This window comes from Chryseobacterium sp. MDT2-18, assembly GCF_030815285.1.
Taxonomy (GTDB): domain Bacteria; phylum Bacteroidota; class Bacteroidia; order Flavobacteriales; family Weeksellaceae; genus Kaistella; species Kaistella salivictor.
This window is the reverse complement of record NZ_JAUSWQ010000012.1, coordinates 92,164-105,850: the sequence shown is the minus strand read 5'-3', so window position 1 is coordinate 105,850 and position 13,687 is coordinate 92,164. Positions and strand designations below refer to the sequence as shown.

Below are 13,687 nucleotides of genomic sequence, written 5' to 3'. Positions count from 1 at the left end.
TATGGATAACTTTTTTACGCTTCGCTTAAAGTTACCCACATTTCTAAACCAAATCAACAACAACGACAACATTTTTTTTACACACTTTTTAAGACCCAACCGCTGTATTGGGTAAGTGTTTCGTGACCCGGTTCTTTCCAGGACATCACATACCAATAAGTTCCAGTGTTTACTGCTCTTCCGGCAAACTTTCCGTTCCAGGAAAAACGGTTGTTTTTGTCACCACTAAATATGGTTTGTCCAGAACGGTTGTAAATCTGTAGCGAAGGTTCATTTTTTTTCAGTAAACCGGAATAATTTAAAACATCATTAATTCCGTCATCGTTTGGAGTAATAGCGTTGTAGAGTTGTATAACATTGATATCTACTGAAACCGGAGTGCAATTGTCGGCTGATATGACAGAAATCGTATGATCGCCGCCACGAACATTCAAAAAAACATTGGAAGACTGATAATTAAGGTGGTCTATGGCGTATTGATAGGGAGGATTTCCGCCGGTAACATTCACCGTTACGGTAGAGCCCTGAATGTCGATGCGTGTAATTTGTGGAAGAGCGATTGCAGTTATAGAAACATTTTGTCTGTAAATACAACCATTGGAATACAGATCTACCCAATAATCATTAATGGGAACATTTTGTATTACTTGAGTTTTTTCGCCAGTGCTCCAAAGATATCCGTCAAATCCTGAACCGGCATCAAGACTTGTTTTGGCATCAGGACAGATTTTTTTATCCTTTAACACCGTGGATTTTTGCGGTTGTCTTAAATTTAGATTTAAAGTTCCGATGGCATCACAAAATCCTTGTTTTTTTAAGCGGTAATAGAAAATTTTGTTGCCTTTAATAATTTGGTTTACATTAATGTTTTCCCCAGCGAAATTGTTTTGTGCTTTGGTAAGGTCATCAAAATATGTTGCCGCAACAGTAGAATCGGTACTGAACAGCGCAATATAGGAGGCCAGATTAATATTGGCTTCATTATCTAAATCATTATCACAGGCAAAATCTGAGACTGCATTATTAATATTTAGTTTGGTTCCAATATTTAAAACAATCTTCTTGACTGTAGGAGGGCAATCACCTGATGTATCGACTCTGATCCATACTTCATGATACGCTGTAGAAAAAACATAAACTCCTGTAATATTATCACTGCCGCCAGTTATTGCTTTCATTTCATTTTCATAATAGCGAATGGTAAGACCTGTATTGTTCTGGATGACTACAGGTGTTATTGAATTTACATTAACACTGTATTTTCCGTCGATGATCCCATCTAAATCTTCATCACAGTGATTTTTGGTGTAAAGGTTTTCATTAATAACAGGAGGGGAATCTATTGCCAGTGTTATCGTGGCAACAGCATCACAACCGAAACTGTTTTTGATATAAACATAAATAAAATCACCCTCTGTACCGGGATAATTTGCAAGTTGATTATTAGGGATTAAATTGTGCAAACCGGCATCGCTGTAATAGGTTTTCTGAGCCGTTGCATCCGGTGTTACAACGGCATCGTTCAAATTAAAAACCGCACTGTTGAAACTGCTGCATTTTTTTAAAATCACATTGCTGGTAGCGACTTGATTGAGATTAATGGTTGCCTGCAAGATTTCACAATCGGGAATGTCGCCATTTCCGCAGAATGAGAATTTAAAAGTGTCTGTTCCTGTCGCATTTGGGTTTGCGGTGTAAGTAATGGTTCCATCTGCATTGATGACAGCGGTTCCTTTCGTAGGTGGCGTATTTATGGTAAGAGTAGGCGTATTTATGGTTTGGGAACTTAAAGCAAAAATCGGCGTGATATCCTGTGACGTACAGGTGGTGAAATCATAATTCGTAAAGGTGGTACAGTTGTAAAATTTAAAATCGCGCGTTTGTATTTCATCGCAGGAACCTTGTTTCACTTTCACGGCGTATATACCCGCTTGTGTAGGAATATATACAAAGGTGTTGTTTACCCCCGGAGCAGGAACATAAATGGTTCCAACTTTTTGGAGCCATTCATATCGGTCAAACCCCTCTGTTACTTCTAATTTTACATCAGGAAGACAGTCGCCCTCCGTTTTTGTAATCAGTGGAATGGATGAGAATCCCGCGAAATAACCGCCGTAACCCACGGCATCATTTCCGGCAGAGATACCTGCCGTAACGGCTTTGGAAGAATATATGGCAATGTTCCCTGTGATATTAGGAATGGAATAGGTAACCCAGGTGTTGTTCCCGGAAACATCGAACGGGCCATTGCTTGCATTCAGAATTAAAGAAACTCCGTTGCTCTTTACATCCAAAGAAGCTCCTGTTTCGGTGATGATGTTGAGTTTTGTAGGGACTGTTAAGCTATAATTTACATTATTTGAGGAGTATTCATTTTCATTGATTTTACCAATCTCATCAATCTTTTTGGGAAGATAACAGTTCAAAGGTGGGATGTAATTAAACCCACCGGTTGCTTCGGAAGCTGTTCTTGCACCAGCCAATAACTGATAAATGTAAACATTTTTAGTGGCTTTAATGTACATGTTGAAATGACCATAAGCTTGCTCAATGTACGCATTGTTATCGGTTGTATAATATTGTCCAGCATTTAATGTTACAACAGGTGCCGCTCCATTATTAATATAAATTTCGGTATTGTTTTCAGTGGCTAATATGATCGCTTTCTCCATATTGGAACTGGTCTCTCCATTTCCTTTCATTAGTACAAATTCCTGACCCAGTTTATCTACAGGAACACCTTGGTCCATCAATATATCCGAAGAGTTGGAGAGGTCGCCGGCATATTGCCCATTGAAATTTCCATTAGCAATAACAATTGGTTTGTCAGACACTATTTTTGCGCCGATATAACCAGTATAGTTGTCTTCATAAGCCCCTGTCCCATCGATGATATATGATTGGCCTTTGTTTAAGGTAAATGTAATTTGAGAACGATTGATACCATCTGAAAACTTAACGCTCGATTCAAAATCAGTGATTGTTACTTTGGTATTATCCTCCGTCGCCATGATGCTGTTCATGAAATTCAGAATGGCATTTTTTACAGTGATTGGGGCCATGACGGCGCGGAATTCGGTCCCTAAACCAGCGGTTCCTTTTGAGGTTTGTATTTCACCATGATTTGTGACCGAGAATCGTAAAGTGGCAAAAAAGGGCTTGTCGCCTTTCAAATAAAGACCCATTGCTACAGGTGTAAACAAATCGGATTGGTTTGTGGTGATAATCCTGTTTCTTTGTGCATTAGGAATGCTATATTTTACAGGATTATTTTTGCTAATGTTGACTGAAGCTACTACAATATTGTTGTGGTAAATATCAACTTTGAAAGGAGTTGTTTCATTTGTTGAGAGATATATCGACTGATATTGTGATGTATTTCTAACCCGGTCGACCATCGGGGCAAACCAATGTTCCCGGTCGAGTTGTGCAAAAGAAATAAAGAAAATAAAGGAAAATAAAAAGAGTAATAATTTTTTCATTTTAAATAAATAGTTCCCTGCAAATGTAATATTTTAAAACAAAATTAATAGGCATTAGCAGATTCGTAATTCATTATGTGGGGTTTCATAATACCTAATAAATTTTTTCTGAAATGATTTTAAATTTTACTTTTTGAATAATTCATGTATTTGTTTTTAAAGGCTAACTTTGTGTTTATTCTGATTATTATGAAAAAATTCCTCTTTTCCTTCCTTTTGATTTTAAGTTTTATTGGTGGTTTTTCGCAAACCGATACCGCTCAGGTGGTCAGTTTAAACCGGAAAAATTCGGTCGAAGCGCTCACACAACCCTATGTAATATTGATATCAAGTGATGGTTTCCGATATGATTATGCTGAAAAATATAAAGCGGACCATCTTTTAAAGTTGGCAAAAACCGGTGTTTCGGCAGCGATGTTGCCCAGTTTTCCGTCGATAACTTTTCCTAATCACTGGAGTTTGATTACCGGTTTGTATCCTGCTCATCATGGTTTGATCGATAATTTTTTCTACGATTATCAAAAGAAAGAGTTCTACAAAATGAGCAGCAAAGAAAATGCAGAAGACGGAAGCTGGTACGGAGGAACGCCGCTTTGGAGTTTGGCGGAAAAACAGGGAATGTTATCTGCATCGATGATGTGGGTCGGTTCGGCAAGCGATGCCGGTGGTGCGCGGCCAACTTATTATTATCATTATCACGAGAAATTCAGTCCCATTGAAAAAGTAGATAAAGTCATCGATTGGTTAAAATTGCCGGCTGACCGGCGTCCTCACTTTATTACGTTGTATTTTCCTGAAGTTGACGGTGCCGGTCATCATTTTGGGCCAGACAGTAAAGAGGCGGTAAACGCAGTTCATCTGATTGATTCAGCCGTCGGAACATTGGTCGAAAAAGTAAATCAGTTGGGACTTAAAAATGTAAATTTCATTTTTGTCGCCGATCATGGAATGATAAAAGTTGATCTTGAAAAACCAATTGCCATTCCTGAAATCCTTTTCGACAAAAGCCGTTTTGACTTTTACAATGCAAATACTTTATTAAGAGTAGTGGTGAAAAATCCGGCAGAAGTAAATGCGGTTTATCGGGAATTAAAGAAAAGCAAAACCGCCGACTATGACGTTTTTCTCGACAAAAAATTTCCGAAAAAATTGAACTTCTCACCGAAAGATGATCGGTATAACCGAATTGGTCAAATTCTACTGGTGCCAAAAGCGCCCAAAGTATTTTTAGAAAAAGGCAAAAAAACATCGTTAGGAAAACACGGCTACAGTCCGTATGAAGTTCCTGAAATGAAGGCTGCTTTTATTGCTTTTGGCCCAGCTTTTAAACAAAATAAAAAAATAAGAGAATTTCAAAACGTAAATATTTACCCGATTGTTACTGATATTTTAAATTTAAAAATTACGGAGCCGATTGATGGAACGCAAAAAACAGCGAAAGAAATCCTCAAAAAATAACAAAAAAATCCGGCTGAGTTCTCAACCGGATTTTTAATTATATAAGGATTCTTAATTTTTCAAAGACTGCATATCAATGACAAAACGGTACCTCACGTCGCTCTTTAACATTCTTTCGTAAGCCTTGTTGATGTATTGTATATTGATCATTTCAATTTCCGGTAAAATATTGTGTTCGCCGCAGAAATCAAGCATTTCCTGAGTTTCTTTAATTCCACCAATGACAGAACCGGCAACGGATCTTCTGCCTAAAATCATCGGTGGCGTCGATAGCGCATCTTCCAGTTTTCCGATAAATCCTACTAAAACCAAAGTTCCATTGATGTTCAATGTTGCCAGATAGGGATTGATATCGTGATCGTAAGGAACAGTGTCGATGATCAAATCGAATTTTCCGGCTGCCGCTTTCATTTCATTTTCGTAGGTCGAAATGACCACGGCGTGTGCTCCTAAATCCAACGCATCCTGAATTTTATCAGGGCTTCTGGAGATTAAAGTTACTTCGGCGTCCAGTGCTCTTGCCAGTTTGATCGCCATGTGGCCCAATCCTCCCAAACCAACGACCGCGACTTTGCTGCCTTCTTTTACGTTCCAGTGTTTCAATGGTGACCAGGTGGTGATTCCCGCACAAAGTAACGGTGCAACCGCTTTTAAGTCTAAGTTTTCTGGAATGTGTAAAACAAAATCTTCGTCAACTATTATCTTTTCGGAATATCCTCCAAAGGTTTGTTGGTTTAAGTATTTATCTTTTCCGTTGTAGGTTCCGGTGGATCCGTTGAGGCAATATTGTTCCAGATCGTGTCTGCAGCTTTCGCATTCTCTGCAGGAATCCACCAGACAGCCAATACCAGCTAAATCGCCGACTTTAAATTTGGTCACTTCATCGCCCACTTTGGTTATTCTTCCGATAATTTCGTGTCCGGGAACGGCGGGATATTTTGTGCCGCCCCAATCGTTTCTGGCCGTATGCAAATCACTGTGGCAAACGCCGCAATATAGAATATCAATTTCGATATCTTTCGGCTGCACCTCTCGCCGGTCGATGGTCATTTCTTTTAAATCATCATCTTTCGAGGGGGTTCCAAATGCTTTTATATGAAGGTTGTTGCTCATGCTTTAAAATTTTAATTCAACAAAGATAGTGGGTTAAGGAAAGATAGACTGTTAATAAAGTCCTAAATAAGTGTTGACGGAATCTTAAATTTTAAATTAAAATCAGTTTGGAAGTCCTTATTTAAACTGTTTTTTAAAAGACCAGCCGCATCAGTTTAAAATCTGAAAATTTAAATAGTGAAATTTTGGTCGGAAAATTTTGCATTCGTTCCTTTGTGTTTAAACGAAATATTTAATACTGTAATTTGTGAATCTATTAATCTACTTTGTGTTTAATTCTCCGGAACCCAAACCGAAACATTTCCCGCCGGAACAGGAAAGTTTGCCCAGCCGTTTTCATCGATGGTAATTTTATCCGCAAACCAACCCAGAAAATCATAGAAAGTCTGTCCGGCATATCGCGTCCCTATTTCCATAGGTTTGCTGTAGGCGTCTTTATTGCTGAGAACTACTGCGCAACCATTATGTTCGGCATCGCCTTCACGAACCCAGCCGAGACAGTTGGCGTCTTCGAAATAATCACGCTGATCTCCGTAAGCAAATAATTTTCTGGCTTTTAACAGTTCCTCAATCTTCTCGACTTTATCAAGAACTATATCCTGATCATTTCCTTCTTTGTCTTTATCCGTATATTGTGCCGCGAATAAATCGGGATAAAAAACGCAGGGATAACCGTCTTTTCTCAATAAAATTAAAGCATACGCCAACGGCTTAAACCATTTTTCAACCGGCGCTTCCAATTCCTGCAAAGGCTGCGTGTCGTGATTATCTACCAGCGTTACCGATAAAAGCGGATTGACCAGCGTTAAAGTTTCATCGAAGATTTTTCTTAAATCATATTCCGCACCGGCCAGAGAAGCATCATGAAAGTTCTGCTGCAATGAAGCATCGAATAAACTCATCGAACCTTCCGTAGCTTCAATATATTCTTCCAAAAGGTTTACTTCTCCAGGCGCCCAATATTCGCCGACCGCGAAAATGTTCTTTCCTGTATTGGCTCTCAAAGTGTACAGCCATTCTTTGTAAAAGTCGGGGGATTGATGTTTTACGGCATCCAAACGGACACCGTCAAAATGAACCTGGTCGTGATACCATTTTCCCCAATTATTTAATTCTTCGCGTACAAAAGGGTTTCTTTGGTCGATGTCGTTGAACATTAAATAATCGTAATTTCCTTTTTCATCAGAAATCATTTCTTCCCAACCTTCGCCGTGGTCATTGATGATTTGGTAAATTCCTTCTTCCTGACCTTCGGCAAAATCAACGCCGGAAAAGCATTGGAAATCCCACTTAAAATTCGAATATTTCTCGCCTCTTCCTGGAAAAGTAAATTGAGTGTAGGATTCTATTTCGAAAGGTTCAGACAGGTTTTCCTGGCGGTTTTCGGGATTCACTTTTACCGCATGGAATTTTTCTTTTTCATCGCCACCCGCTTTGTGGTCGAGGACGACATCCACAATTACTGAAATCCCGTTTTTCTGTAAAGTTTTGCAGCTATTAAGGTATTGCGCTTTGGTTCCATATTTTGTGGGAACCGTTCCTTTCTGGTCAAATTCTCCCAAATCGTACAAGTCATAAGGATCATAACCTACCGAATAACCACCACCAGCACCTTTGTAAGCAGGTGGGAACCAAACTGCAGATATACCTAATTCCTTTAAATAAGAAGCTGAATTTTTTATCTCATCATACAGTTGCGCATCTCCATTTGAGTACCAATGGAAAAACTGAATCATAGTTGGGTTCATGTGTAAAGATTTTGAAATGGAGGAGCAAAAACCGTCCCGAAATTAATGGAGAAGTCGTTTTTTTGTTTTTAAAGGATTAAAATTTGTTTTAAAAGCTGATTTTTGAATTTCCATGAATGTAAAAATAGAATTAGATAAGCGCTTAATATTGCCATTATTAAAAAAATGAAACCGGGAAAATACAAAAGCATTATAAAGTAAGGTTTAAATGATTTAAAAGCCTTTTGCTCAATATGTTGAAAATTAATGATGAATCATCAGAAAGATTTTATTCCCTGTTTATACCGCAAAAAAAAAGCCGCAAGAATTGCGGCTTTAATGGATGTGTTGAAAAAATTATTTATCTGCAACAATATTCAGTTCAAGGTCAACTTCCTGGGAAATCATCCAGTCTTTTGGATCGCCTTCAGCGCCATAAGCTAGGCCCCAATCCTGTCTGTTGATAGTGAATTTAGACACGAAATTTACTTTCCCGTCAGTCACTTCCACTTTTGCCGGGAAAGTTACGTTTACTGTTTTGTCTTTGATGGTAAGATTTCCGCTTATTTTTTTGTTGGCTCCTTCCACTTTACTTTCTGTACCTGCAGGAAGATCTTCCACTTTGGTGATGTCGAACTTCACACTTGGGTATTTTGCAACATCAAAGAAATCTGCACTTTTCAAATGCGTGTCGAGGTCAGCGGCAGTTTTTCCTTCACTTAGTTTAGGATCTACGGCGGTGGGATCTGTAGTTAAAGTATTGATGTCTGAAATCAGGCTTCCTGAGGTGATGTTTCCGTTTTCTACAGAAAAGGTCCCGGTTGTTTTGGTCGTTCCAAATCTTGGATTCAATCCGCCTTTGTGGTAGGCAGTCCAGTTCACCGTGCTGCTGTCTGTATTTATGGTAAAGATTTCTCCGGCATGTTCAGCAACGGCTTGTTCTGTAGTAGCGGTAACGTTGTCGGTTTTTGATTCCTTACATGATACGGCAACCAAAGCGACTGAAAGTGCCAAAATTGATATTTTTTTCATTGTTAAATATTTAATTGTTATCTGGGTGCAAAAATAAAGCGGATAATCGAAGCAGGTATTGATCTATGATAAGAAGTTCAGGATGATTTAACAAAATTCAGATGAGAAATGAAAATCATTAAAATCCACCAAAAAAGTCACAGGCCGCGAAACGGTGAAATAAAAAAAACTGAATGGCTGATCCGCCATCCCAAACTGATTAATCTGTGATGCCGAATTTTTTAACTTGTACTTTCTTTTCTTTTACTTTGAGGACGAAATTTTCTAAAGTTTTTACGACACCTTCTTCTGCCGTGGCGTTCTGTATATTGTCGTCGATATAAACATTTTGGGGAAGTATGGTGTTGCTGATCGAGATTTGATAGCTTCCCAAAGGCAAATATGCCGTATAATCGCCGGTTGAGGTCGTGTAAAAAGTAAAGGTCTTATTCAACTTATTTTTAAAAATAACAGGGATTCCGGTTAGGATTTGCGGAACTTCATATTGGGTTTTTGTCGTTTGCTGATATTCGATTTTTCCTTTGATCATGCTCGTTTTTTCAAGAGGTATTGTGACCAGAACCTCCTTCTGATCTACGTTTACTGTTTGATCGTCCGCGTGCCACTGGTTTTCCAGTGATTTGATAAGGTATTCATTATAAGGAACTTTTCGGTATCTGATGTTCCCGTTCTCATCGGACACGAAAATAGTGTTGTTGATCTTTACTTTTACACTTGAGGCCGGGCGGTCTATGGCCGGTTCGTAACTATTGTTGTTATTCAGATCATAGAAGGTAAAAATTTTGATACTGCCACTCTTGAATTTTGTGGCTTCTTCTCCAAAAGCTGGCAGTTCCTGACTGATCCCGACCTGAAAATAGATGTTTTGATTGTTAAGCTGGTTGTTGATATATTTATTATAATTAAAATTAGCAAAGATTTTCGTCGCACGGAAAGCCCTGTAGTCCAAACTGGTAGTGAAAGAAATGTTTTTTCCGTATCGGCTGTCGTAATTGCCGATAGCACTTAAATTAAGATTCAGGTTTTTGTTCACCAGAGCCAGTCTGTAATTGGCCATGGTGGATATTTTTTCGGTATCACTGGTCAGCGTGCCGTTCGAATTGCCTTCATAAAGCATAAAATTACCGTGCTGATAGTTGGTACTCAGCATAAAGTTTCCATGATACCAGTTGGCCTGCATCTGATAAATAAATTGCGGCTTTGTAAAATCAAGATAATAGGAAATCCCTTGGGACTGTGTGAGATTAAACCTGTTTCTGTTATCAGGTGTATTATAATTTACTGAAGTATAAATGAAGGCTGACTGGAAATCAATCGGCTTTATCTCTGCAAAATTTACAGTAAAAAGGCCAGAATGCTCGCTCACCCACTGCGAACTTAGATTGGCTGTTAAACCTTTTGCAATCGTGAAATTGGCACCCAGTTCTATTTTGTTGCGGCTCGAGAAGGAACTGTACTGATATAGCGGGTTGATGTTTTTTGGGTTGTAAATATTCAGGCTGTATCCGCCATAAAGCGAAAATTTCTCAAAAGATCTGGCGAGGCGCTCTTCGAAAACTGTATTGCCTTTTTTGATGCCGGGATAAAATCCGGTGCTGTAGTAATTGTTGGAGCTCAAGGTGTATTGCTTCCAGTTTTTACGGTAATTAAAACCTAAAGCGGCGGACGGCTCTGCAACTTGCTGATCTGTTTCAGATGCGGTATAGCCATAACCGAAATCAAAATTGTAAAAAGTGTCTTTTTTGTTATTATACGTGTATCCATTTTTAATGATAAAACTTCTTTGGAAAGAATCAGTATCCAAAATAAGCTGATGGTCGGTTGTTCCGTTTTCGTTAAATCTGATCGATGATTTTGCAAAAACCGAATAGCCCCGGGGGAAATAATTCAGCCGGAAAGGGTCGAAAAGATTATAGTTTTTTTCCACCGCGCCTGCCGTTATCTGCACTTTTTTTTCAGCGCTTCCGAGGTAAGAAAATTCAGCGCCTCTTCCGTTGACATTCATATCCATATCGCTGATGTAGAGGTTTCCGAGTTGGGCGCCAAAGAGACGGTTTTCCAGTTTTACCCAAGTGTTTTGAAACTGAAGAGGGGTGTCTGATCTTTGCCAATAGGTTCCGTTCAGGTTGAGGCTTGCTTTCGTATTCCCAATATTGATTTCCGAATGAAGATCAACGTTCTGCGATGCCGAAAATTCAGAAAAAGGATTATTGGTAGTCCATGAAATATGGTTGGCAGTATTGCGCTGCAGATACTGATAGCTGTTGAAAGGATCCACGTACCTGCGGTTGCCAAGTGCATTCTGTACCATCACCATGGTATTTCCGAAGTATTCTTTATTGCTGTTGGTTCCTGCAATATTTACGGTGAATAGTTCCAGCTTCAGTAATTCTTTATCGATAATTTTTGAAAAAACAACTTCCTGGTTGCTGAAGGGTTTCAGCTCTATTTTCTTTTTAAGATTCACCTCTCCATCAAAATTTTGAGGGAAAGTAGCAAATATTTCGACTGTTTCTGTTTGATTTCCTCCATTGTACACCTGCGTGGAAATCTGTAAAGAATCACCAATTTTTTCAATCAGAACTTGCGGTTGATTGGCAATGATTCTCAACTGTCTTTTCGGTTCAATGACCAATTGGGTTTTGGCAGTAGCTAATTCTTTACTATCAGCATTGCGCAAAGTAAAATGGATTAAAGAAGTCCCCGCGGGCTGAGTTTTTCCGACAAATGCTTTGAACGGGAGAAACACTTTTTCCTTTGGAGCAAGTTTCATGGCGGTAGCACTGCTTAAGATCCGGATCCCTTTATCAGCAGTGTAGGTAAGTTCTAAATTTTGGGCAGAGTTGGTATTGTTTTGAAGCTTTACCAGTAAAGAAAGCATTGTTTCATTGAAGCCAACGACCGATTGATCGGTTTCAATTGCAATGGAATCTGACTGAGCGAAACTGAAAACTGTACCGAGAAAGAATAAAAAAGTAAATATTTTTTTAAATGTTTCCAAAATTTATTGAGGAATGATGCTGTATATTAAGGTGCCGGAATACTGTTCATAAGCTTTATTGAAAAAATTAGGGTCACCAGCTTGTGTGGAATAGGTGGTGTCAAAAAACTTTGAACTGCTATGCGCTGCGCTGGAAATGATATTCTGCTGAGCAGTTGATAAACTGATGGTATTCGTTATTGCCTGCGTCTGATTGTCTTTTACGCTAAGTTTAATGCTGTTAATGGGAAGAAGGTTACTGCTGCTGCTTGATAAGTTATTGTTCAGTGCATTGACCTGAACCACATACGGCGTATTGGAAAAAGTCGAAAAAGCTTTGGTGAAGGTTTTTGAAACCCCGTTTGCATAATCTCCGGCAGTCTTAAATTCCAGAAGAACATTATTGGCATTCGGGTCAAACTGAATCCCATAGGTAGGGTTGCCCGGAGATGTGTCATCCGGATGAACCTGCATGTCAAAACTGACAGGCTTGGAATCCATCAGTTCTCCTTTTCGGTTTCTTATTTCCAAAATAAGGTTAACCTTGTAGTTCGTCCACGATGAATACTGGGTGAGATAAGATCCTCCTTCTGCCTGTACATCGTATTTTAAGGTTAGGGCAAAATAGCCATTGATTTCCAAATTATAAGAAGAGTTTTGAACAAAATAGGAATTGCTGATCGAAAAAGGGAGCAGTGCCGTATTCACTCCAATATTCTGCGTGGTTGGCGTATTGTTTTTGGGATATGGAGTGCTGGCATCAAAACTGTTAAATCTGAATTTTAACTTATCGGGCGGAAAATTTTGGGTGCCGTTGGTGATAACCCCATTAACTCTGTAGGTTAACGACCAGTAGTCCATCTGATTTCCATTAGAATAATTGAGCTGTACCGGAATGTAGATCAGGTTACTTGACGTTGCCCCAGCATAACTTCTTACGGGTAAAAATCCTGTGTTATACGGCACAAGTTTTACTGCCTGAGCAAAATGCCCGGCAGAACAAAATAAACTTATAAAAACAAGGAGTTTATTCATGAATGAAGGTTAATTCTGCCATTTTAATCATATCATCATCGCCATAGGAAAAGGTGGAGGTCGCGATGTATTTTCCGGGTTTTAAATCTTTCGGAAGCGGTATTGGTACGCTTCGCTGATCTCCAGGCAAGGTGTAGATGATCTGATCTTCTAACTGGTATTTTTTACCGTCACTCTGGTTGATCAGTTCTGTTGCTATTGGTCCGTCAGTCCAGATGTTACCTTTGTTGTCAAGCGAAAGTTCTAATTTATTTGATTTTTTATCAAACTTAAAATCAGTAAATTCAACATTTGAATGGCTTGGATTGTTGTAGCGGTGGTAAATTTTCACCCCATTTCTCAAACTCACTTTAATCAGTGCTCCATGTTCATTATAGGAATCGATAGGATTGGTTTGGGTGATGTACAGCATCGCAGTGTGCACATTCAGCGTGTCTGTTCTGGGCGAAGGCGGCGTTACCGTCACTTCAATTTCTTTGGATTCCCCCGGTCCTAAACTGAAGTACGATTGGGGCTGAACTGAAATCCAGTTTGAACATGAATTAGGCAGCGTTCCCGGATTTGCCATGATGTTATTGCCATTGTCATCATATTGCCAGTCGCTGAAAGAAACCGTCAAAGTTAACGGAGAAGTTTTACTGGAATTGGTGACGATTATTTTTTTTGTACTGCTTTCACCTGCAGCTGACCCGAAATAGTTCCGGGGTGGGGTGACCTCAAGTCCAGTTTGAGCTTTTAAAAAAGCACTGCACAGAAGGAGCACCGAAAATATAAGGTGTTTAAAAGGAGCGTTCATAGTATAAAATGAAAAGACAATTTAAGAGCACGCTCTTAAATTGTCTTAATATTAAGGCCAGTTG

At 39.1% G+C, this 13,687-nt stretch carries 8 protein-coding genes; 1 reads left to right on the top strand and 7 read right to left on the bottom strand.

The features are described from left to right. Positions 1-77: 77 nt before the first annotated feature. A complete protein-coding gene (locus QF004_RS12265; protein WP_307426734.1) occupies positions 78-3,482 on the bottom strand; it encodes a gliding motility-associated C-terminal domain-containing protein in 3,405 nt (1,134 codons plus the stop codon). Between the two features lie 189 nt (positions 3,483-3,671). Here QF004_RS12265 and QF004_RS12260 point away from each other — a divergent pair, with 189 nt between their 5' ends. After that, on the top strand, positions 3,672-4,940 hold the full coding sequence (locus tag QF004_RS12260; RefSeq protein WP_307426730.1) for an ectonucleotide pyrophosphatase/phosphodiesterase: 1,269 nt from the start codon (positions 3,672-3,674) through the stop codon (positions 4,938-4,940). Between the two features lie 51 nt (positions 4,941-4,991). Here the strand turns inward: QF004_RS12260 and QF004_RS12255 are convergent, their stop codons facing one another. The 6 genes from QF004_RS12255 to QF004_RS12230 form a co-directional block, all read right to left on the bottom strand. Then, positions 4,992-6,053, bottom strand: coding sequence for an NAD(P)-dependent alcohol dehydrogenase (locus tag QF004_RS12255; RefSeq protein ID WP_307426727.1), 1,062 nt, complete (start codon positions 6,051-6,053; stop codon positions 4,992-4,994). Between the two features lie 272 nt (positions 6,054-6,325). Continuing rightward, positions 6,326-7,801: an alpha-amylase gene (locus QF004_RS12250; protein ID WP_307426725.1), complete on the bottom strand. Its 1,476-nt coding sequence runs from the start codon at positions 7,799-7,801 to the stop codon at positions 6,326-6,328. Positions 7,802-8,137: 336 nt separating this feature from the next. Further along, a complete protein-coding gene (locus tag QF004_RS12245; protein WP_307426723.1) occupies positions 8,138-8,812 on the bottom strand; it encodes a YceI family protein in 675 nt (224 codons plus the stop codon). Positions 8,813-9,011: 199 nt separating this feature from the next. After that, a complete protein-coding gene (locus QF004_RS12240) occupies positions 9,012-11,813 on the bottom strand; it encodes a hypothetical protein (protein ID WP_307426720.1) in 2,802 nt (933 codons plus the stop codon). Positions 11,814-11,816: 3 nt separating this feature from the next. Beyond that, complete coding sequence (locus QF004_RS12235; RefSeq protein ID WP_307426718.1) at positions 11,817-12,827, bottom strand: hypothetical protein; 1,011 nt, start codon at positions 12,825-12,827, stop codon at positions 11,817-11,819. Then, complete coding sequence (locus QF004_RS12230) at positions 12,820-13,623, bottom strand: molecular chaperone (RefSeq protein WP_307426715.1); 804 nt, start codon at positions 13,621-13,623, stop codon at positions 12,820-12,822. The genes QF004_RS12235 and QF004_RS12230 overlap by 8 nt, the downstream gene beginning before the upstream one ends. Positions 13,624-13,687: the final 64 nt, after the last annotated feature.